The sequence below is a fragment of the Maribacter spongiae genome (assembly GCF_047345125.1).
Lineage (GTDB): Bacteria > Bacteroidota > Bacteroidia > Flavobacteriales > Flavobacteriaceae > Maribacter.
The window spans coordinates 267,819-290,816 of sequence record NZ_JBLFEQ010000004.1; the positions used below are offsets into that span (position 1 = coordinate 267,819).

A 22,998-nucleotide genomic window follows, 5' to 3' on the forward strand; every position below is an offset into this window, starting at 1 on the left:
CAGGGCCAATCGTTCCTGTATATGACATTCGACGATAAAGGTGCCTTATAATCGTATTATACAAAACGTCAACCAAAAAGACATTAATTTGGTATCCCATATCACAGCTGTACGATCAAATGTCAAAAAGATTATTATACGCAACAGTCTTAGGACTTCTCTTAAATGCTTGCCAAAAAGAGGGGCTTTTGACCCAAAACGAAAATATTCTTCCAGAGGTCGTACTTGCTGAAAATGAGAATGAATCGGATACTGAAACGCTTATTGGAGATTCCGCTAAAAACTGGATCTATAACATGCAACGTCCCAGCGGATTAATGGAAAGTTCCGAAAATTCCAATTTTGTATCCTTATATGATAATGCCTTGGCCGCAATCTTCTTTATCAGTGAGGGCAAAAGAGAAAACGCCGAACAAATACTCGATTTTTTTAATGATAATATGCAAACCGAACTGCTTTCCGGAACGGGCGGTTTTTATCAATTTAGGAATATAAAGGGAGAAAACGGAAACAGGGTTTGGCTGGGCGATAATGCATGGTTGCTGATAGCCCTTAATCATTACCATGAATATTATAGCTCTAACAAATACGATGAACTAACTGATCATTTAAATATTTGGATCCGTTCTCTACAGGAAGAAAATGGTGCCCTTAAAGGTGGTTATAATGAAGATGGTTCCGCTATTCCCAAAGTAACGGAAGGTATTATTACGGCCTATAACGCCATTAAAGGTTTTGACGATTTTCATCAAAAAATACTGCAATTTATTGAAACCGAACGTTGGGATGCGGAAAACCACATATTTTTGGCATGGCCGGAAAATCCGAAACACGCCTATGCCCTGGATCTGCATTCATTAGGAAGCGCTATATTTCCCGAGCTGTCACATAACCTCTTAGAAGAAACGAATAGGTTCCTGAACAATCAAACCTTCACCCTCAACGGAGAAAATATTTCCGGCTATTGTTTTGATGAGGACAAAGACGTGGTTTGGCTGGAGGGAACGGCCCAAATGGCCTTAGCCTTCCAATCCAACAATCGGTTAGACACATCCAATACCATACTCACCAATCTGGAAAAAACGTTTATCCAAAGTTCCAGCTATAACAATTCAAAAGGCATTCCGTATACAACAAACCAAGGAACATCTTATGGAGAAGGTCTTTTGTGGGACCATGCCGATATCACCCCTACTTTATCCTCAACGATCTGGTATCTCTTTGCCAAGAAGAACTTTGATCCATTGTCATTGAACCATCAAAAAGCAATTCCCGCCCAAAATAAATTTTGGGTAGAGAACACGATCAATTAGAAAAGGAAATTTCACCTTCGCTTTCCGTTTTTGGTACTATTTTCATACTCAGTTCTGGAATGATAAGCAAAGGGTTTTTGGTATGGAAGGCCATTCTTTTAACTATGGGTTCCCGTGTTAAACGCTCCATATAACTATGTCGATAATTCAACATGGCCAACAAGTGTATCTCCATTTCACTTGAAAAAAGCTCTAGTGTCTTTGAAACGGAATTCAATTCCGAGACCGTATGTATATAATGTTCTACTCCCTTAAGGTATTTTCGCAACATTCCTAAATTGAACTGCTGCATTTCTGTCAACGTTTTTATTTCATATTGCACATTCACGATCCGTATGACAGACTTGAAGGATTTTGCCATTTCCAATAGAGGTTCTAGTTCGGAATGGGTATAAAAACGATTAAAGTCCGTAGCAAAGGCTATTTCCGTTGGTTTTTTATACTCGAACTTTTCTGGGATGACCAATACAGGACAATTTTTGACCGCCTTAATGACCCGAACGGTATTGCTTCCCATAAAAACTTCTTCCAAACCACTGGCTCCCTTAGTACCCATGACCACCAGATCTATACCATATTTGCGAACCGCCTCCATGACCTCATCCACCAAAAGGGAAAAGGACGATATCGTCTTGAACGTGTGTTTTGGATTGGAAAAACTTTTCCCTATTCGAGATGTCAAAGCATAGAGCCCTCTTTTGGAACAGTCATGCGACGATGTGGCGGACTGTCCATTTTCTGTGGATACGGCCATAAACCTACTACTAGCTATTCTTGGCGTATAGGTATTTAAGAGGTAAAAAACACATTCTTCGTCTTTGAATAATTCCAAGCCATAGCGCACCGCGTTCCATGCATTTTCTGAAAAATCCGTGGGAATCAAAACTCTTTTCATTCTTGCCTCTTTGTTTTAACACCATAAAACTAAGGCCCAGAAATACTAGAAACTATGATAATTATCAGGTTTCAAAATAAGGAGGATATCGATCAAAAACCTTCGATCAGGTTTTTTAAAGATTTCTCGTCGATAATGCCTATTCTTTTTCCTGAAGTCTTTATAAAACCTCCTTTTTTAAATTCGGAGATAATTCGGATACAGGATTCTGTAGCGGTACCTACCACATTGGAAATGTCCTCTCGGGAAAGGGTCAGGTTCAAAAAACCATCTTTATCGGTGCCAAAATTATCTTTGAGATATAACAAGGCCTCGGCTATGCGCTGTTTTACCGTTTTTTGGCTCATATTTACAATAACGTCATCGGCCTCTTTCAAATCATGGGCCATATGGCGCAATACTTCCAATGTAAAATTTGGATTGGTATGCAATGTCTTTACAATACTGTCTTTAGGGATAAAACAAACTTCCATATCGCTTACTGCGGTAGCACTTAAGTTTACATGTTCCTCGGCAACTACAGATCGTTGACCGATAACCTCTCCCTTACTGGCCAATTTTACGATCTGGTTCTTGCCATTGGCACTGAGCTTTGATAATTTGGAAACACCGTTGCGAACACAATAGATACCATCCAGCTTATCGCCTTCGGCAAACAGGGCTTCACCTTTTTTGACCTTTTTATTGATCTTAGTGTCCGAAACACACTTTAATTCCTCTTTGGTCATAGCCCGCAAAGAATTGAACTGTCTTACAATACAGTTTTCACATCTGCTCGTGAGCTCTTTATTTTCCATTTCCGAAATTTTACCTGACCGAGTAAAAGTACAAGTTACAAAAAAAAGAAATCCTGTAATTTTTTAGGTTTAGGGTTAATTTATAGCGAAAGACCGTAGTTTTTTCTTAGACACGATCTGTATGGCACGCCCTTCCATTACTATAAGGTTCCGTTGCTTAAAATATTTTAGAATATTAATAACGTATTCACTTGAAGTACCAATAATACCGGCCATATCGGCTCTTCTTAATTTTGCCCGGAGACTTCCGTTCTTTTCAACACCGTATTTATCGGACAAATAACATAGCAGGGAGGCCAGTTTTCTCTTGATACCCTTTTGGCCATAAAAAGTCTTCTTAATTTCTTCCTCCACCTTAACATCCCTCATAAAACCCTTTAAGACATCCAAACAAAAGGAACTGTTCTTTTTTAAGCTTTGTAAAAACGGTTTTTTATGGATCTTGAACAAGGTAACATCCGTAATCGCCCTTGCACTAACGGCCGCTCCCTCGTCATTGATGATGGAACGCCTTCCCATGAGTTCGCCTTCTCCCAATAACTTGGTAATATGTTCCTTGCCCTTTTCATCCATAGTATAGAACTTACAGATTCCATCTTGGATACAATACAAATTTTGTAGTTTCTCATTTTCCAAAAAAACCACATCGCCCTTTTCTATATGTATCAAAGAACTTGTCTTTTCAACCTCGTCCTTCTCCTTTTTGGAAAGACTGCGGGCATAGTCCAATTGGGAAACATTACAGATTTTATACTTTTCCATTTTTTGGATATTTAAATCTATTCAAAGTTACCGCTAAGCAAAATCCCAAAACCTGATAATTGTCATGTTTTAAGCTTATATTTATTTCAACCTTTGTTAACGGGTATAGGTAAATGTATGGATAGGAAAAACTGTTATCATTGCGGTGACGATTGTGACCGTATTCAAATTAAATTTGACGGGAAGACCTTCTGCTGTAACGGGTGCAAAACCGTTTATGAAATTTTTTCCAACAATGACCTATCCTATTACTACGACCTTCAATCCAATGCGGGTGCCACTCCAAAGAACATTAAGGGGAAATACGATTTTCTCGACACTGAAACCATTGCCGAAAAGTTAGTTGAGTTCAATGATGATGATCAACAGGTAGTGCGCCTTTACATTCCCCACATACATTGCAGTTCTTGTATTTGGTTATTGGAAAACTTGAACAGGCTCAGCCCGTTCATCACGAACTCTCAAATAGATTTTCCTAAAAAAATGTTGCGCGTCAACTATACCACTTCAGGTTTTTCTTTAAAGGAACTCGTTCTATTACTGTGTCGTATCGGTTATGAACCTTATATTTCGTTAGAGGATACGGAAACAAAAAAAAACAGTGTCGACCGTAGTCTTATCTATAAATTAGGGGTGGCCGGGTTCGCTTTTGGCAATGTTATGTTTTTGTCCTTTCCCGAATATTTTGATTTGGCGAGCAGCAGGGTTTCCGGTGGGGAATTCTGGCTGAACCAATATCAATATATCTTCAGGTGGTTAATGTTCGCCTTCTCGGTTCCTGTCGTATTTTATGCGGCAAAAGATTATTTCACTTCCGCATATAAAGGGTTAAAGAGCAAATTCCTAAATATAGACGTACCTATCGCCTTAGGAATTTCCGTATTGTTCATTAGGAGCACCCTGGAAATTATTTTTAATTGGGGGCCTGGTTTTTTTGATAGTCTAACGGGCCTGGTCTTCTTCTTGTTATTGGGGAAATTCTTTCAACAAAAAACCTATTCCTTTCTTTCTTTTGAAAGGGATTACAAATCTTATTTCCCCATGGCCGTCACCCAAATTTTTAACAACGGCAAAGAAAAAGCGATTCCCGCCCATCAAATAAAAAAAGGGGATAGGCTATTGATCCGTAATGAGGAAATCATTCCCGTAGATGGCCTGTTACTGACCAATAAGGCACAAATAGATTATAGTTTTGTTACCGGGGAAGCGGAGCCTGTGACCAAACGGACAGGTGAAAAAATATACGCCGGTGGCAGGCAAATGAACGGGGCCATTGAGATGGAGGCATTAAAACAGGTTTCCCAAAGCTATTTGACCGGGTTATGGAGCAATACCATCTTTCAAGAGGACAAACTGAGCAAATTCCAGACCCTGACCGATAGTATTGGAAAACGTTTTACTGTTGCGGTGTTATCCATTGCGATTATCGCAACCTTATTTTGGTCGTGGAAAGAACCCGGCATGGCACTTAATGTATTTACAGCGGTACTTATTATCGCCTGCCCTTGTGCTATAGCCCTGGCCTCTCCTTTTACCCTGGGGAATATGCTGCGCATTTTTGGCAAAAAGAAATTCTATCTAAAAAATGCGCAGACCATTGAACGTCTGGCACAAATCGATACCGCAATTTTTGATAAGACGGGAACCATCACCACCAATCAAAAGAGCATGGCCTCTTATGAAGGAATGCCATTGACCATTGAGGAGGAATCCCTTATGAAAAATACGCTCAGGGCATCCAACCATCCACTGAGCCGAAAATTATATGATCTGTTGACCGAACATGATATCGATACCTTGGATGATTATCAGGAACATATCGGTCAAGGCATTCAGGGTACCCGAGGGGATGCCAGTATCCGCATAGGGTCTGCCGATTTCGTGGGAAATACGGCCCAGAATGACACACAACGAACTGCGGTCCACATTAGCAGTAATGAAAATTATAAAGGAAGCTATATATTTCAAAACCAATACAGAACGGGCATAAAACCGCTTTTTCAAAAAATGGCCAATACCTTTAAAATGGCCATACTTTCCGGAGATAATGAAGGGGATAAGTCCAGATTGGAGCAATTGATTCCAATGGCCACCCCTATGTTCTTCCATCAAAAACCGAAGGACAAAATGCAAGTGGTGAAAAAATTACAGCAAGAGGGCAGAAAGGTACTTATGGTAGGCGATGGCCTTAACGATGCCGGTGCATTGGCACAAAGTGATGTGGGCATTGCCGTTTCAGAAAATATAAATGTCTTTTCCCCTGCCTGTGATGCTATCCTGGATGCCTCTAAATTTCGGCAATTGTACGATTATATCATGATTTCCAAAAAAGCCGTACAAATCATAAAACTGAGCTTTGCCTTATCGCTCGTTTACAACATTATTGGCGTTTATTATGCAGTAACGGGGCAATTGCAACCGGTCATAGCGGCCATATTAATGCCATTGAGCTCCATTAGCATAGTGTTATTCACAACGGTCATGACCAATCTGTTGGGCCGTAGATTAAATTAATGATGAAACATGACAAATGTCATATTTAGTTTATCTGGACAAAAGTAGTTTTACATCCGAATATAAAAAGGCATGAGTGTAATATACGTATTGTTGGCCATTAGTATTACCGTGGCACTTCTCTTTTTTATCGCCTTCATATTGTCCGTAAAAAGTGGACAATATGATGATGCCTATACACCTTCTGTACGAATGCTTTTTGAAGATGAACTCGTAAAAAAGACAACATCAAAAGATAAAGTAAAAATGGATAAACCAATAAAACCAAATAACTGATCAATTATGGAAGTGCAACAATTTTATTACGATAACAAAATTGTAAAAAAGTTCCTCTATGCAACCATGCTTTGGGGCATCGTAGGATTTGCGGTAGGCCTTTTATTGGCTTTTATGTTCTTATTCCCCAATTTGACCGATGGCATATCATGGCTTAGTTTTGGGCGTCTACGGCCGCTACATACCAATGCGGTCATCTTTGCCTTTGTGGGGAACGCTATTTTTGCAGGCATATATTACTCTACGCAAAGGCTCCTCAAAGCCAGGATGTACAGTGATTTTCTGAGCAATTTCAACTTTTGGGGATGGCAGCTCATTATCGTGGCCGCTGCCATTACATTGCCGTTGGGCTATACCACTTCCAAAGAATATGCAGAATTGGAGTGGCCCATAGATATCGCCATTGCTTTGGTCTGGGTGGCCTTTGGTGCAAACCTGATCGGCACTATGATCAAAAGAAGGCAACGCCACTTGTATGTTGCCATTTGGTTCTATTTGGCCACTTTTGTCACGGTTGCCGTACTTCATATTTTCAATAGTCTGGAGCTGCCGGTCAGTGCCCTAAAAAGTTATTCGGTTTATGCCGGTGTACAGGATGCTTTGGTCCAGTGGTGGTACGGCCACAATGCCGTGGCATTTTTCTTGACCACGCCTTTTTTGGGCCTTATGTACTATTTTGTACCCAAAGCTGCCAACAGGCCTGTGTATTCCTACCGATTGTCCATCGTACATTTTTGGTCCCTGATCTTTATTTATATCTGGGCCGGACCGCATCACCTCTTATACTCTTCTTTACCCGATTGGGCCCAAAACCTGGGAGTAGCCTTTTCCATTATGCTTATTGCTCCTTCTTGGGGCGGTATGATCAATGGGTTATTGACGCTCCGTGGGGCCTGGGACAAAGTACGTACGGACCCGACCCTGAAGTTCATGGTGGTTGCCATTACAGGCTATGGTATGGCCACATTTGAAGGGCCTATGTTATCGCTCAAAAATGTAAATGCCATTGCACATTTTAGCGATTGGATCATTGCCCATGTGCACGTAGGGGCCCTGGCATGGAACGGTTTTATGACCTTTGGTATGATCTATTGGTTGGTTCCCAAAATGTTCAAGACACGACTAGCGTCCACAGGAATGGCCAATTTCCATTTTTGGATAGGTACGTTAGGGATTATACTCTACGCATTACCTATGTACGTGGCCGGTTTTACACAGGCCCTTATGTGGGACGATTTTAATCCGGACGGCACACTCGTCTACGGTAACTTTTTGGAAACCGTAAACGAAATCATTCCCATGTACTGGATGCGGGCCATCGGTGGCAGTCTTTATATCGTAGGGGCCCTTGTAATGGTATATAATATCGTAATCACAATAAAATCCGGCAAGAAAGTAGAAGATGAATTGGCCGAAGCCGCCGCATTGACCCGGGTCTCCAAGAAAAGAACCGTTGGGGAAACGTTTCATACCTGGTTGGAGCGCAAACCCATTCAGTTGACCATTTTGGCCACTGTTGCCATTCTAATTGGTGGGATCATCCAAATTGTCCCCACTATCCTGGTCAAATCCAACATCCCTACAATTACCAGTGTAACACCCTATACGCCTTTGGAACTGGAAGGACGGGACCTTTATATCCGGGAAGGTTGTGTTGGCTGTCATTCACAAATGGTGCGGCCGTTCAGGAGCGAGGTAGAGCGCTATGGGGAATACGCCAAAGCAGGGGAATTTGTTTACGACCACCCTTTCCTTTGGGGCAGTAAACGTACCGGGCCCGACTTACTCCGGGTAGGTGGTAAATATTCGGACAACTGGCACCTCAACCATATGTACGACCCACAAACTACTTCATCAGGCTCCATTATGCCGGCCTATGCCTGGCTGGTACGAAACAAGCATGATCGCAGCAAGGTAGTGGATAAAATGAAGGCCATGGTAAGCCTGGGCGTACCCTATACCGAAGAAGATATTGCCAATGCCCAAAGCCATATGGACGAACAGGCGGCACAAATAGAAAAAAACCTTTATACTGATCCCGATTTTGTGAAGTCTTACGAGGCGGATAAGAAATATGCGGCTGAAAACGGCGAGGAATTCATTGCAATGAAAGATCGTGAGATCGTTGCCATGATAGCCTACTTACAACGTCTGGGGACGGATATTAAAATAAAGGGAACAGACGAATTATTATCCGAAAATAAATAGATTATGTTAAAATTCGTAAAAGGATATATGGAAAGTATAGAAGGGGTAGCCACCTATCCCATGCTATCGTTATTAATCTTCTTCGTTTTTTTTATAATCCTTTTCTGGTGGGTCTTTACCGCTTCAAAAGCATATATAAAAGAAGTTAGCGAACTCCCATTGGACAATACCAACCAACAAAACAATCAGTCATGAAAAACACATCGCTTTGGTGGATTCGAATTCCGCTTATTTTCTTTACCATTTTTGGATTAATGGAGTACTTTATCGACTCCGGGGAGCAACCTGCCTTTATAGCCTATCCTATGGCCGCGTTATTCTTGGTGTTCGTGCTCCTGCTGTTAATCGGGATAGAGCTTATTTTGGCCTCTATAGAAAATATAATGTTCCAAACACTTTCGGAGGAAGCCAAAGAACGATATTTGGCATCCACATCTAAAAAATGGGAATGGACCTGGGGCAAGAAGACCTATCAAAAACTTTTAGGGTCAAGACCGGTAGAAGAAGAAGGGGAGATTATTTTGGACCACAATTATGACGGCATCAAAGAACTGGACAATAAATTACCACCATGGTGGGTCTATATGTTCTACGCCACCATAATTTTCGGGGTCATATACCTTGTTCGTTTCCATGTATTCAATGATTACGACCAAGATCAGGAGTTCGAACAAAAAATGGCGGAAGCCAAACTGGCCGTGGAAGCCTATAAATTGACCGCAAAAGATCTGGTCGATGCCAATACCGTGACCCTACTAGAGGAACCGTCCGATATTTCGGCCGGTAGAACTATTTTTGAAACCAATTGCGTGGCCTGTCACATGGCCGATGGCGGTGGTGGTATAGGACCCAACCTAACGGACGAATACTGGATTTTGGGCGGTGGCATTAAAAATGTTTTTAACACCGTTTCAGAAGGAGGGCGGGACGGCAAGGGAATGGTCGCCTGGAAACAGATTTTAAAACCTGTGGAAATGGCCCAGGTATCCAGCTACATCCTAACGGAAATCAATGGAAAAACACCTGCCAACCCCAAGCCCCCCGAAGGCGATATCTGGGTAGAAGAGGATAATCCATAGGAAAACCCTTCAACCAGACAAAAGGTTCAATTTATTTTGGACAAAAATTCAAAATTGAACGTTTAAACACTATCCAAAATAACGGGAGAGCGGTTTAAGTCGTTCAAATCATACCATCAATAGAAAATGGCCCAGGATAGTGAACATTTTAGGGATTCCATAGGAACCATTAATGAAGAAGGTAAGAGGGCTTGGGTATTCCCCAAAAAGCCAAGTGGCCGTTATTATGATTATAGAAAATATGTAAGCTATTTTTTGTTGGCTTTTCTCTTTGCTGGTCCCTTCATCAAAATTAACGGCAATCAATTTTTGATGTTCAATGTATTGGAACGTCGATTCAATATTTTTGGTTTTCCCTTTTGGCCCCAGGATTTTCACCTGTTTGTCATCTCAATGATCATCGGGGTCATTTTTATTGCTTTGTTCACCGTAGCCTTTGGACGTATATTCTGTGGATGGATGTGCCCCCAGACCATTTTTATGGAAATGGTATTTAGGCGGATCGAATATTGGATAGAGGGCGACAGAGGGGCACAAATAAAGCTGGGCCGCCAAACCTGGAACGCTGAAAAAATAAGAAAAAGAACCTTAAAATGGAGTATTTTCTTTGTCATTTCATTTCTGATAGCCAATGTATTCTTAGCCTATTTGATAGGAAGTGATCGCTTGATAAGATATATAACGGATGGCCCGTTGCTACATTTGAGTACCCTGATCTCGTTACTCGTTTTTACTGCCGTGTTCTATTTTATCTTTGCATGGTTCAGGGAACAGGTCTGTATCATTGCCTGCCCTTATGGGAGAATGCAGGGTGTCTTACTGGATAACAAATCCATTATCGTGGCCTATGACCATAAACGGGGCGAAGCTGAAAATGGAAGAAAAAAATGGCGAAAGAACGAAGATAGAAAAGCATTGGGCCACGGGGATTGTATTGATTGCTTTCAATGTGTAAACGTATGCCCTACTGGAATAGATATAAGAAATGGAACCCAGTTAGAGTGTGTAAATTGTACCGCCTGTATAGATGAGTGCGATACAATCATGGAGAAAGTAAACCTTCCCAAAGGATTGATTCGCTATGCAAGTGAAGCTGAGATCGTAAAAAAAGAAAAATTCAAGTTCACACCAAGATTAAAGGGTTATACGGCCGTATTGACCATATTGATAGGTGTTCTGGCAGGAATGCTTTTTCTCCGAAACGATTTGGAGGCCAATATTCTACGGTTGCCCGGTCAATTGTACGAGCATAAGGAAGGAAACATCATTAGCAATGTGTACACCTATAAATTGGTCAATAAAACAACGAAAGGCGTAGAAAATGTTAACTTTAAACTCCTCTCACACAAAGGGAAGATAAAATTGGTGCGGAATGAAAATTTTGAAGTACCTGCACAGGATTTAGCGGAAGGCACCTTATTTATAGAGATCGATAATGCCGCCGTAAAAAGTGATAAGGAAAAGATCAAGGTCGGGATATACAGTGGTAATACATTGATAGAAACCACTATGACGGCATTTATGGCCCCTCGTAGTTATAGGTAATGGTCAAGTAAATTTAAGCAATGCCAGTCCCTTCAAGCACAATAGAGGTCAATAGCAATAAAATAAAAATACGATTATGAAACTAAATTGGGGAACGGGAGTGGTTTTGGCCTTTATAGGCTTTATAGGTTTCATTCTATTTTTTGTTGTCCAAATGTCCATGAACAATAAATCCAGCCATGAGCTGGTCACCAAAGACTATTACAAAAAGGAATTGGAATATCAGAAGGAAATAAATGCCCAAAACAATGCGGCCGCCGATAATGTAAGATTATATATTACCAAGGTGAATAAAGGTATCCGACTTCAATTCCCAAAAGATGTATCTCCCCATTTAATTAAAGGAACTGTGTCCTTTTACAGGCCATCCAATGAACACCTGGATTTTGACTTACCTATACGTTTGTCCAATTCACATTTGCTCATACCTGACGAACGTTTGTTGGGTGGCCGTTGGGACATTACCGTTTCCTGGGAATATCAAGGGGAAGCGTATTTGCATAAAGAACGTATAATCTATTAAAAATGATACTCCCCGCCATTTTATTGGGTCTTATGGGTAGTCTCCACTGCGTTGGAATGTGCGGGCCCATCGCTTTTATGTTACCGGTGGATAGGGGCAATACTATAAAAGGGCTTGGGCAGACCTTATTGTATCACCTGGGTCGGCTCACGGCCTATAGTATTATCGGATTGATCTTTGGGCTATTGGGAAAGGGATTGTACGTTTTTGGAATGCAACAAAAACTTTCTATCGGTATTGGAATATTGATGATTTTAATCGTGTTGCTTCCTTATCGGGTCTTTAATAAATATAACGGTTCCAAACCTATTCATCGTATCATTTCAAAACTAAAGAACAGATTAGGACGGGAACTGAAAAAGAAAACTCCCGATACCTTCTTGACCATAGGTTTTTTAAATGGGTTTCTTCCTTGTGGCCTGGTCTATATGGCCCTTTTTGGGGCAATTGCCATGGGCAATCCGTGGGAAGGAAGTTTGTTTATGGCCCTTTTTGGCCTGGGTACCGTTCCATTGATGACATTGACTATTTATTTTAGCGGTTTATTGAAAAATGTCACCAAACAAAAAATGCAAAGACTTATTCCGGTTTTTGTTGTGCTTATGGGAACATTGTTCATTCTCCGCGGTCTTGGCCTTGGAATCCCGTATGTGTCGCCAAAACCGGCCACAGAAACAATATCCCCACAAATGGAATGTCATCCATGATGTAGTTTATGAAAGTACTGCCCAATGATATCGTCCTTAGGCCCCGGTTCCAGTTTGAACTACCGGGCAACAAGGAATCCATTCTGGAGGCTTTTGAAAAATCTGTACGTTCCCCTTTTTTGACCCATCGGATCGATGACCATGTTTTTATCAAGTTCAATAAAAATGAACTCCACTTCTGGTCCCCACAATTGCATTTGGAAATCAATGAAATTGATGATAAAAGCTGTAAACTTTATGGGCTTTTCGGACCAAATCCAACATTATGGACTTTCTTTATGTTCCTCCATTTTGGTGTTGCCACCCTTTTCATCATTTTGGGAATATGGGCGTATTCCAGTGCCTCGTTAAACAAACCATATGGTGTTCAAATGGGCCTTATGGTATTTATGATCGTTGTTTGGTTTATACTCTATGCCTTTGGAAGGGCGGGAAAACATAAAGGAAAACCTCAAATGAGACAATTGTACGATTTTATGATCGAAACCCTCAATGATGATTGACTCCTTTATTTTCCTCGGGAAAGGTTATCAGAAAAAGGTAAAAAACATCATATTTTAAAAAAAATACCCATGCAGGATTTATAAATTAAATACGGAAAATTGAAAAAAGAGGATATAAAAAATAGATCGGATGTAAAACTTTTAGTGGAAACATTCTATGCAAAAATCCGAAAGGATGAAATTCTTGGCCCTATTTTCAATAGTATTATTTCTAATTGGGGCCAACATTTAGAGCTGCTTACCGATTTCTGGGAAACCCAGCTTTTCTTACAGCGCAAGTACCATGGGAACCCCGTCATCGCCCATCAGCATGTAGACGAAAAAATAGAGGGTTCCATTACATCGGAGCATTTTGGACTATGGCTAAACCTGTGGTTCGCCACCATAGATGAACTTTTTTTAGGTGAAACGGCCTGGATAGCAAAAAACCGTGCCCAAAAGATGAGTACCATGTTGTTCATGCATATATATCAACAGCGAAAGAAGAAGTAAACTCCTAAGTCTTAAGTTTTAAATTACCGATCAACAATAGTAGTATGGCCAGGGGAATACCGGCACTCAGAATTAGCAATAGATCAAAATATCCACTGAACAACAAAGCCCCTTTCCAGGCCATTATCGCTTTGTAAAAAATTAACGATTCCGTTCCCAAAAAGGAACCTAGGTAAATATAATAGCTCCTTCTGGAAATGTGGATCAGCTTAAAGTAATCCAGAAAAAAGAAAATACCCAGAGTAACCACTCCCAAAAATGTCAGGTGCAGGTACCCTATGGTAAAATCTAGTATTGTAGCGGCCAAATGGGCAAAATAGGGAAACGCCGTCAACAATTGGAATACTAGTTTAATGATCAATAAGACCATAATGACCCTTAACAGTTCTTTCTGAAATAAGGAAAATGACGTTTTGAATGTTTTTCCAAAATTTTTTATGGTTTTCAACAATATCCCAAAAGCCATCAATTGTAAAAGAGCTCCCGATCCTCCCAAAAAGTTTAAAACCCGGGGTGGATGCGCAAATAGGGCAGATAAGAAAAAGGAAAGCAGTATGCCCAAATTGACGGTCCAAAAGAACCGTCGGAACATTTTATCGGATAGCTCATTTTGATTTTGTTCCAGGACATAGAAAAACAACCCGAACAGAATCATCATCATCCATCCGTTATAGAGAAAATGCAAATAAAAATAAATAGCCAAACGATACCAAACGGATGCCGCCCCCAAGGTATTCATTATAGCTCCCAAGGCCCATGGCCCCAGACTGGAAATAATAAGATACCATAGGGCAACCCGTATACATTTATAGGAAGCATTTTTTTTAAACGATGCAGGAACGTTCTTAAAAAAGAACCATGCAAATCTATATGAAGCGAACAGGAACAGCGTAGAAAAAATAATGGAATATACACCATATCCTTGAAAAGGGAAGGTCAATAACATCCCCACCAATGTTAATTGGGTAAACCAAAAAATATTGCCATATTTTTTATCAAGACCCAACTTGCTCAAATACAATTTGTACAATATGGTAGCAAGCACACCATACACCCATCCCAATAGCGCAATATGCGAATGGGTATGAATTAGGAATTTATAGTTGACAGGAAGCTCCAACAAGCCAAAAGACCTTAGTACTACACCAAAGATAGCGGCCAGTAAAAAATAGATCAACGCCGTCTTGGCATGTAATTTTATAGGACTCATGGCCAGTTATTTTTACAAACGCTAATTTAATCTAAAATACCGGGTATGGTCTGCTAATCAACCATTCCCAAATACATGACAAATGTCATAGTATGGCAGTTTTTTTAGCCCGTATTTTGCCTCGTCCAAATTTCAAACGGATTCTGTGAAGACGGCAAAAAAGATTCTGTTTCTATTATTTATCCTGTTTGTCGTGCGTTTAAATGCACAAATAACCGTAGATACAAGACCAGGCCCTTATCTTGAATACCATCATGGTTTCAAGACATCTTCCAACAACGTTATACTCGCCTGTTTTGTTTTCTTCAAAGGAATCTGTTTGAATGCTGGCTATAAAAACAAATATTTATCCAAGTTCAGTGTATAAACGATCGTTATCGAATGACTTTAAATTAATTTAAATATGGCTCATGCACATTCTTTCCATATTCCCGTGATGGGAATAGGGTTCACCATAGATACTCCATTAAAGGTTTCACATTTTGGTATGGACTCCGTGATTTCTCTGGTGGACGATATCCTTCTTGAAAAATTGAGGAAGATGTACTGTGAAAAGTTTGAAATCACTTATACTGAAATCACTGAAAAAATAGAGGATTTTAGGGCAAAACGAATTACCTCTTATCTGGACCTGATGCATGATCTTGCCCAAAAGAAATTTGAAGAATTTAAAAATACGACCATTCAAACGGCCAACGGGATCAAGGAATATTTTAATATGTTGCCGGATTCTTCTGCCGCAAAACAAGAGTTCAAAAAATTGACCAAGGATTACTTTAACCTGGATGAAATTAGAAATTGGGCAAAGGAACAAATGTCTATGGGCAGCATAGATGTAAACATCATGACCAAGGTAGACAAGGACAATTACCTTAAAACGGAAAAACTCCCTGCCGAATACAATGATGCGCATGCCGCACTCAGGGGTTATGCGAACAGCAACCTGCGTTCATCGGTAATACTTTCGGCAGGAATGAACCCAAGGTTATATAGTTATTTGGAACGGTTCGAAGATTTTTATCCGGATAGGAACAACGTAATCAAAAAGAAAATCGTCCTAAAGGTAAGTGATTACCGTTCCGCCATGATCCAAGGTAAATTCCTGGCCAAAAAAGGGCTTTGGGTATCCGAGTACAGAATTGAATCGGGACTTAACTGTGGCGGCCATGCCTTTGCTACAGATGGTTATTTAATGGGTCCCATCCTGGAGCAATTTAAGGAAAACAGAGAAGAACTTATACGATCGGTACATGAGGTATTGGTAAGGGCACTTGCCCAAAAAGAACGCCACGTTCCCAATATGACCTTACCCCTTAAGATTACGGCACAGGGCGGGGTAGGTACGGCAGAGGAACATCAATTCATACTGGACCATTACGATGTGGATTCCGTAGGTTGGGGCACTCCGTTCCTTTTGGTCCCCGAAGCAACAACGGTAGACGATCATACCCGTGACCAATTGGTCCATGCCAAAGAAAAAGATCTATACCTAAGCGATATCTCCCCGTTGGGAATTCCTTTCCACAGCCTTAAGGGCAATACCAAAGATGATGAGAAGTTCGCCCTGATCAGTAAGGGCAGGCCGGGCAGTTCCTGTCCCAAAAAATTTGTTGCCCTTAACAAGGTCTTCACGGATAAAGGTATCTGCACGGCATCACGACAATATCAGCATTTAAAGCTTAAAGAGCTAGAGGGTATGGCACTCTCTGCCGAAGAATATACCGCTCAATACAATAAAATAACCGAAAAATCGTGTACTTGTGTAGGTTTGGGAACATCCGCCCTTTTAGCTTATGGTCTGGATACAAAGACCGAAGGAGAAGGGGTCTCCATTTGTCCAGGTCCAAATATGGCCTATTTCTCTAAAATCATGTCCTTAAGGGAAATTACAGATCATATTTATGGAAAAACCAATATGATTTCACGAACGGATCGGCCCAATATGTTCATAAAGGAGCTTAGCATTTACATCGATTTTCTAAAATGTAGAATAGCAGAAACCAAAAAAGAGATAACCGATAAACAAAAGCAATACTTGACCGCTTTTACAAACAATCTTAAAGAAGGGATTTCCTATTATCAAAATTTATTCAATACCGGTAATGAATATTTTAAAAATACCCTGGATCGAATGCTCCACGACCTACAACAAAATATGATTACGTTGAACGATTTGCATGGGGAAATAGAAAAACTGAAAATCAAAGACCTATAAAAGAAAAAGGGGAAATGAAAGCCATATTGACCTCCCCTCCCAATGTTTCACCTTCGATCATCTTTGTTTTTAGGTAGATGGTTCATTGTCTATATTGAAGAACCCTCCTTTATTCTCTTTTCTTTCCAAAGAATGTGCAACGATTAAGCGTGCTATGGTAATCATATTTCTCAATTCGCATAAAGAGGTATCCAATTTGTATTTTTCGTATAATTCCTCGATTTCTTCATACATTTCCGCCAATCGTTCAGTTGCTGCCCTGAGCAGGTCATCGTTGCGAACAATACCCACATAACTACGCATTAAAGCTTGTAACTTTGCCCTATTCCATGTAGTGTTCCATTTCACAATATCATACGTTAAAACCGGACGGCTTTCCATATTATGTTGACGGGTAGTAGAAGTAATCGACGGAACAGGCTGCTGGCCAAGATATTCGTATATATTGTGTGCATAGACCAATGCTTCCAACAAAGAGTTTGAAGCCAATCTATTGGCTCCGTGCAGTCCGGTCCTTGTACATTCGCCACAAGCAAAAAGGTTCCCGATAGAGGTCCTCCCTTCTTTGTTTACCGTTATACCTCCACATATATAGTGTGCGGCGGGGACTACGGGAATCCAATCTTTGTCAATAGCAATATCCCGAGCTTCGCATTCGCTAAAAATATTTGGAAAATGGGTCTTAAAATCGTCAATATCAAGATGTGTACAATCCAGGTATACACATGGATTTCCTGATTTTTTTAATTCTTGGTCTATACTTTTTGAAACAATATCCCGTGAGGCGAGTTCTGCTCGGGTATCATAATCCAACATGAATCTATGCCCTTCTTTATTTTTCAGATAGGCACCAAAACCGCGTACCGCTTCTGAAATAAGAAAGGACCGCCCTCCTTTACCATCATATAGCACCGTTGGATGAAATTGAACGAATTCCATATCCTGGATATGCGCCCCGGCCCTGGATGCCATGGCAATACCGTCTCCCGTTGCTATATCGGGATTGGTCGTATGTCCATAAACTTTTCCTATACCCCCGGTAGCCAATATTGTCGCACCCGCTCTTATGGTTTCTACTTTTTCATTTTTTTTATTTAGCACATAAGCCCCGAAACACGTTTGGCCCTGATGCTGAGGTGATAATGCGTGACATTCCGTTATTAGATCCATCGCGAATTGATGGTCTAAAAAATTAATATTGGACAATTGTCCAACACGGTTTAGGAGTGCTTCCTCTATTTCAAGGCCCGTAACATCTTTATGATGTACTATTCTGGATTCCGAATGCCCACCTTCCTTGCCCAAGTCCAATTTCCCGTTAGGGCTCAGGTCAAAATTAGCACCCCAGACAATCAGGTCATTAAGTCTTTTAGGGCCTTCTTTCACGATCATCTCAACGACTTGCCCGTCACATAGGCCGGCCCCGGCATTTAGGGTATCTTGAATGTGCTTCTCAAAAGAATCTTCGAGGGCATCCTGTACAACGGCTACCCCACCCTGTGCATATTTGGTATTTGATTCGCTATCGTCCGCCTTGGTTATAATGCAAACGGTCCTATCTGTAAATTTTTCCGCAATTTTAACGGCAAAAGTGAGTCCTGCGATTCCCGAACCGATTATCAAATAATCTGTCGATATCACTTTTAAGCTTTAGAGAGTTCTAGCATACGTTGTATCGGGATCAAGGCCTTTTTTCGAATTGTTTCGGCAACATTAATTCGGGGGGTCTCATAAAATAAACAGTCGTACACTTTTTGTAAGGTGTTCAGTTTCATAAAACCACATTCACTGCAAGCACAGGTATTATCCTCTTTTGAAGGGGCGGGAATCAATTCAGTTCCGGGCACTTTTTTCTTCATCTCATGCAGGATCCCCACTTCTGTGGCCACAATGAATTTCTTATCGGGATGCTGCTCCACATAGTGTATCATCCCTGCAGTAGAACCAATATACTTTGCCGTTTTTAAGATATGTTCTTCCGATTCCGGATGGGCTATGATCAATGCTTCGGGATGTTTTTGGTGTACTTCTATCAATTTATCTATGCAGAAGGCCTCATGCACCGCACAACTACCGTCCCAAAGTACCATATTCCTCCCTGTTCGTTCTTCAATATACTTACCTAGATTTTTATCCGGGGCAAAAATAATAGGACGGTCCTTTGGCACCGATCCAACAATTTTCAACGCATTGGAAGAGGTACACACCAAATCGCTCATCGCCTTGATTTCTGCCGAACAGTTGATATAGGTAATTACCGTGTGATCGGGGTGTGCTCTTACAAAAGTGGCAAAATCGTTCGGGACACACGAATCGGCCAATGAACAACCTGCATCCAGATCGGGCAAGATCACTTTCTTATCCGGATTAAGTATTTTTGCCGTTTCTGCCATAAAACGTACCCCTGCAAAGACAATAATATCCGCATGGGTCTCGGCAGCTTTTTGTGACAACCCTAGACTATCGCCCACATAATCGGCAATTTCCTGTATTTCCGGCCGTTGGTAATAATGTGCCAGGATCACCGCATTTTTTTCACGTTTTAATTGTAGTATGTCCTGTTTTAGGTCCATAATGATCTAGTTCATAAAAGAGGGCAAAATTACTACTATCCAAAAGCACATTATATGATATTTGTCAGTTTAGAAGATAAAATAATCTTTTTGTTATATTTACTTCCTTACAGTTGAACATGCTATCAAACGCCAGTAAATATGCAATCAGGGCCATCCTCTATCTTGCGATCCATACGGATGAAACCCATAAAATAGGAGGTATTAAAATAGCCGAGGAATTGCAAACCCCTCCACCTTTTTTAGCCAAATTATTAAGGCAACTCGCCACTAATAGGCTAATATCGTCTACCAAGGGTCCCAATGGAGGGTTTTTCCTTGACAAGGCCAATAGGGAAAAATCCATTTGGGACGTAATTGTATGCATTGACGGTACTTATAAATTCGATGCCTGTTTTATGGGATTAGCCGAATGCAACGACGATAATCCCTGCCCCGCCCATTATATCGTTTCCCCCTTTAAAAAAAAGATTCTGGGCGATTTTAGGGACAAAACCATTACCATGTTGGTCAAGGAAATTAAAACAAAAGGAACCGTAATTTCCTTAAAGGGTTTTGATCTATAAATTCTACCGCATAGTATGGACAATCTCCTTTTAAAAGTGATTCCACCTATAGTTCTATTGTTTTTAAATCGGATATGGTCGGGTTTTTTACTTTGCTAGGTATTTGTGCCTGTCTCAATGTGCATGCCCTTTTATCCATAAGTTCGTTCGTTCGGCCATAAGAAAAATGATAATGCCTTAGTCCATGCTCATCCTGTCTCCCGGAACTAAAATTGGATATTCTTTTTAGATATCCGATAACACGGGTGGCATGGTCTATGTCCCTAGATTTGCATTTACTACATTTAAGCAGGGTACGCTTATCTATATGGGCACATTTGTTGCAAATAGTAATCTTGATATTGAAACAGAAATAGTTGCATCCGGCCCTGGCCGTATTATGGATAAGTTTTATAAAACCATCCTTATTGGGGGTTTCTTCCAGGTTTAAATGAAGGGCCGATCCGCCGTCCAGGTATTTTATGGTTTCTTCCCCATGCAGGATTATTTTATCCAAAACGTTTGTTTTGTTATCCTCTACCGCATAAAAATAGGAGTTGTAGCAATCACGTGGTACGAACAAACCGTCTTCCCGGTCCCATTTGGCATTTTTTACGCCCAGGTTTTCTGCGGGAACAAATTCTGTATTGAACATATAGCCATAATTTTCTTTGGCCACCCTGTTCTCATTATAGATCTGTTTTAAATGCGCATTTACGAATTGCTTGTACCGATCGTTGTTGCCCACCTCGACACCCTGGCTTTCCGCTGCTTCCACCATTCCATTGATCCCTATGGTCAAAAACTGTTTTTCGAGTGCTATAAAACCTGCCTTATAAGCCGGCAGTAATCCCGCCCCGTGATACTCGTCCATAAGTTTTCTATAGGCTACTTGATATTTATGTATTTTCCGAACCTCCTCTACAATGTTGGCCTTTTTCTGAACCAGCCTGTTCAAATTAAGTGTGATTACGTTTATGGAACCTGTCGCCACACCCCCGGCACCCAATGAATAGCTGAAGGTATGATCATTTATTTCATTCCGTAAACGACAACAAGAGGCCAAACTATCCGCATTTTCGGATTGATAGATAAAGAACGAATTGCCCTCACTTAATTCCTGGGCGCACATCCCGGTAAATTCCGTATCAACGGGGGCGCCTTCTTTTACCAACATGGCCGCCGTTACTACTGGAAAGGTAAGTACGGCCTTTTTCCTCTCTTCATTGAACCAACTCATAAAGAATGCCTGTAATTTCCTTACGCTTTCCCATTGTGGCCTGGTCATATCCGGAAATACAAAATCCCCGAACATCCTGTTAAAGTAGATTTCGTCATATATAGAGATGTTCCAGAATACAGATTGATAGCCTCTTGCGGCCGCGGGTTGATTTATGGCATACACTACATGTTGCAAGTGATTGGCTATTAGTTTTCCATGGTGTTCCAAATAGTCCTTCCCGTAATCCTTGGCCGCAAAATGGTCAAAATACATTAGAAACTCTACCGTGGCCAATGCTCCGGCAAATTGTGAACTTATGGCAAAGACAAGGTTGACGAATTCTCCGCAAAAACTCTCCAAATGCTTGGGAGCTCGGCTTTCGCCCCCTAGTTTGGTAAGACCGTCCAATAAAAAAGGGTACATGCTTATGGATACGCAATAGGGTTTTAACGAAGTTTCATCATGTACATAGATTTCATGGGACTCGATCTGCCGTATATATTCAAGGGCCAGATCTTCACCGAAAAGGGTCGCTATTTTTTGCTTTACCAAAGCCCTATTGACCTGAATATTGATGTCTTTATTGAGTTCGGCCTCCATGGTCGCGATATTTTTGGAGGTAACATTGGCATTGGCATCTACCTTGGAGCCATCTGCGGCATTCCCGGAATTTACGTAATGCTGAATAAAATCAATTTTTTTTGCGATTTGATTTTCTGAAAGTCGTATCATGGTTTTAGGTTTTTATGAATAAATGATTAAGTTGTTTCTTCGTTTTCACTTCTATGAACCGTTGATTGGTCCTTTTTTGGTCCAAGCCGCCCAAAGGTTTGATCCATCTTCCTGTTTTGAGCCAGGTCAATTGTTCCCCTATTTTTGGAACTACCTCTTCCTCACCCGTATAGAGGCATGTCTTATAGCCTTTTCTCCTGGCATATTTTAGCTTCTGTATCAACTCTTGTTCATGCCATTCACCGCCCATAAAGAGTACACAGGAGGCAAACCCATGATATTTATGGAGTAAACCGGCATAAATGTTATGGTCCAGTTTTGTTCCACTTCCTTTTTTCCATAGAAATGGGGAATGACACCCTTCACAGTGCAGGGAACAGCCAGATATACTAAAACAGAGGCTTATTTCCCCGGGCACTTCTTGCAGTACAATCTGAAAATTATGGCAATTCATCAATTATGATTATTAAAAGACCTTTTTATCATTTATAAAATTATTATGTTCTAAACCAATCTTTTCATTTTGAAAAACTAGTTGTCAAAGATCTTATTAACAATTGAGGGAAATGGTAAGGTCCAGAGGGGAAACAGTTCTCGACTTTGCGCAATACATCTTAATCGGGCAATTCTCCAATCGTTGAAAAATGTACGAATACGGTTTTAAAAAAAGAGAGAAAGAATGTGAGGATGAAATAAAAGCATTAAACTCAATATTGCTCGAGTTAAAAAGGTTAAGTGAACGCTCTCGGGCACGAACATAATCAATGGAAAGAATTGGCCGTTACACGAGTAAAGAAAATGAATATTCCTTTTTCAGGTAACAATAACCCTGATAATTTAATCGATCGGATCTAAATTGGAAGCACATAGAAAGCTTTAGCACGGTT

Annotated in this window: 21 protein-coding genes; 13 read left to right on the forward strand and 8 right to left on the reverse strand. The window is 40.7% G+C overall.

The window, feature by feature from the left end; translation table 11 throughout:
• The first annotated feature begins 119 nt into the window (after positions 1–119).
• Positions 120–1,313: a hypothetical protein gene (locus ACKWB9_RS07765; protein WP_414002442.1), complete on the forward strand. Its 1,194-nt coding sequence runs from the start codon at positions 120–122 to the stop codon at positions 1,311–1,313.
• Here ACKWB9_RS07765 and ACKWB9_RS07770 read toward each other — a convergent pair.
• From ACKWB9_RS07770 to ACKWB9_RS07780, 3 genes are all read right to left on the reverse strand, one after another.
• Complete coding sequence (locus tag ACKWB9_RS07770; protein ID WP_414002443.1) at positions 1,306–2,208, reverse strand: universal stress protein; 903 nt, start codon at positions 2,206–2,208, stop codon at positions 1,306–1,308. The genes ACKWB9_RS07765 and ACKWB9_RS07770 overlap by 8 nt on opposite strands.
• Before the next feature lie 92 nt (positions 2,209–2,300).
• Positions 2,301–3,005: a Crp/Fnr family transcriptional regulator gene (locus tag ACKWB9_RS07775; protein ID WP_414002444.1), complete on the reverse strand. Its 705-nt coding sequence runs from the start codon at positions 3,003–3,005 to the stop codon at positions 2,301–2,303.
• Between the two features lie 75 nt (positions 3,006–3,080).
• Complete coding sequence (locus ACKWB9_RS07780) at positions 3,081–3,767, reverse strand: Crp/Fnr family transcriptional regulator (protein WP_414002445.1); 687 nt, start codon at positions 3,765–3,767, stop codon at positions 3,081–3,083.
• Positions 3,768–3,884: 117 nt separating this feature from the next.
• On the opposite strand from ACKWB9_RS07780, the gene ACKWB9_RS07785 reads away from it, so the two are divergent.
• From ACKWB9_RS07785 to ACKWB9_RS07830, 10 genes are all read left to right on the forward strand, one after another.
• Complete coding sequence (locus ACKWB9_RS07785; RefSeq protein WP_414002446.1) at positions 3,885–6,281, forward strand: heavy metal translocating P-type ATPase; 2,397 nt, start codon at positions 3,885–3,887, stop codon at positions 6,279–6,281.
• 72 nt (positions 6,282–6,353) lie between these two features.
• Positions 6,354–6,557, forward strand: coding sequence for a cbb3-type cytochrome oxidase assembly protein CcoS (gene ccoS / locus ACKWB9_RS07790; protein WP_414002447.1), 204 nt, complete (start codon positions 6,354–6,356; stop codon positions 6,555–6,557).
• A gap of 6 nt (positions 6,558–6,563) precedes the next feature.
• Entirely contained in the window at positions 6,564–8,765 is a 2,202-nt protein-coding gene (gene ccoN / locus ACKWB9_RS07795) for a cytochrome-c oxidase, cbb3-type subunit I (RefSeq protein WP_414002448.1), read from the forward strand.
• Positions 8,766–8,768: 3 nt separating this feature from the next.
• Positions 8,769–8,960, forward strand: coding sequence for a CcoQ/FixQ family Cbb3-type cytochrome c oxidase assembly chaperone (locus tag ACKWB9_RS07800; RefSeq protein ID WP_414002449.1), 192 nt, complete (start codon positions 8,769–8,771; stop codon positions 8,958–8,960).
• Positions 8,957–9,844, forward strand: coding sequence for a cbb3-type cytochrome c oxidase N-terminal domain-containing protein (locus tag ACKWB9_RS07805; RefSeq protein ID WP_414002450.1), 888 nt, complete (start codon positions 8,957–8,959; stop codon positions 9,842–9,844). The genes ACKWB9_RS07800 and ACKWB9_RS07805 overlap by 4 nt, the downstream gene beginning before the upstream one ends.
• 126 nt (positions 9,845–9,970) lie before the next feature.
• Positions 9,971–11,389 carry a cytochrome c oxidase accessory protein CcoG gene (gene ccoG / locus ACKWB9_RS07810; RefSeq protein ID WP_414002451.1) on the forward strand — a complete coding sequence of 473 codons (1,419 nt, stop codon included), beginning with the start codon at positions 9,971–9,973 and terminating at the stop codon, positions 11,387–11,389.
• Between the two features lie 76 nt (positions 11,390–11,465).
• Positions 11,466–11,912 carry a FixH family protein gene (locus ACKWB9_RS07815; protein WP_414002452.1) on the forward strand — a complete coding sequence of 149 codons (447 nt, stop codon included), beginning with the start codon at positions 11,466–11,468 and terminating at the stop codon, positions 11,910–11,912.
• Positions 11,913–11,914: 2 nt separating this feature from the next.
• Complete coding sequence (locus ACKWB9_RS07820) at positions 11,915–12,619, forward strand: sulfite exporter TauE/SafE family protein (protein WP_414002453.1); 705 nt, start codon at positions 11,915–11,917, stop codon at positions 12,617–12,619.
• 8 nt (positions 12,620–12,627) lie between these two features.
• On the forward strand, positions 12,628–13,122 hold the full coding sequence (locus ACKWB9_RS07825; protein WP_414002454.1) for a GTP-binding protein: 495 nt from the start codon (positions 12,628–12,630) through the stop codon (positions 13,120–13,122).
• 99 nt (positions 13,123–13,221) lie between these two features.
• Entirely contained in the window at positions 13,222–13,614 is a 393-nt protein-coding gene (locus ACKWB9_RS07830; protein ID WP_414002455.1) for a group III truncated hemoglobin, read from the forward strand.
• A 4-nt stretch (positions 13,615–13,618) separates the two neighbouring features.
• Here the strand turns inward: ACKWB9_RS07830 and ACKWB9_RS07835 are convergent, their stop codons facing one another.
• Positions 13,619–14,824 (reverse strand): hypothetical protein, encoded by a 1,206-nt coding sequence (locus ACKWB9_RS07835; RefSeq protein WP_414002456.1) that lies wholly within the window; start codon positions 14,822–14,824, stop codon positions 13,619–13,621.
• Between the two features lie 403 nt (positions 14,825–15,227).
• On the opposite strand from ACKWB9_RS07835, the gene ACKWB9_RS07840 reads away from it, so the two are divergent.
• Positions 15,228–17,039, forward strand: a complete 1,812-nt coding sequence (locus ACKWB9_RS07840; RefSeq protein ID WP_414002457.1) for a hypothetical protein — start codon at positions 15,228–15,230, stop codon at positions 17,037–17,039.
• A gap of 69 nt (positions 17,040–17,108) precedes the next feature.
• Here the strand turns inward: ACKWB9_RS07840 and nadB are convergent, their stop codons facing one another.
• The gene (nadB, locus tag ACKWB9_RS07845; protein WP_414002458.1) at positions 17,109–18,680 is read right to left on the reverse strand and encodes an L-aspartate oxidase; all 1,572 of its coding nucleotides are present in this window, start codon (positions 18,678–18,680) and stop codon (positions 17,109–17,111) included.
• Positions 18,681–18,682: 2 nt separating this feature from the next.
• Positions 18,683–19,612, reverse strand: a complete 930-nt coding sequence (gene nadA / locus ACKWB9_RS07850) for a quinolinate synthase NadA (RefSeq protein WP_414002459.1) — start codon at positions 19,610–19,612, stop codon at positions 18,683–18,685.
• A 119-nt stretch (positions 19,613–19,731) separates the two neighbouring features.
• On the opposite strand from nadA, the gene ACKWB9_RS07855 reads away from it, so the two are divergent.
• The gene (locus ACKWB9_RS07855) at positions 19,732–20,178 is read left to right on the forward strand and encodes an RrF2 family transcriptional regulator (RefSeq protein ID WP_414002460.1); all 447 of its coding nucleotides are present in this window, start codon (positions 19,732–19,734) and stop codon (positions 20,176–20,178) included.
• A gap of 46 nt (positions 20,179–20,224) precedes the next feature.
• Here the strand turns inward: ACKWB9_RS07855 and nrdD are convergent, their stop codons facing one another.
• Both nrdD and nrdG read right to left on the reverse strand, forming a co-directional pair.
• Entirely contained in the window at positions 20,225–22,111 is a 1,887-nt protein-coding gene (gene nrdD, locus ACKWB9_RS07860; RefSeq protein ID WP_414002461.1) for an anaerobic ribonucleoside-triphosphate reductase, read from the reverse strand.
• A 4-nt stretch (positions 22,112–22,115) separates the two neighbouring features.
• On the reverse strand, positions 22,116–22,565 hold the full coding sequence (nrdG, locus tag ACKWB9_RS07865; protein WP_414002462.1) for an anaerobic ribonucleoside-triphosphate reductase activating protein: 450 nt from the start codon (positions 22,563–22,565) through the stop codon (positions 22,116–22,118).
• Between the last annotated feature and the right edge of the window lie 433 nt (positions 22,566–22,998).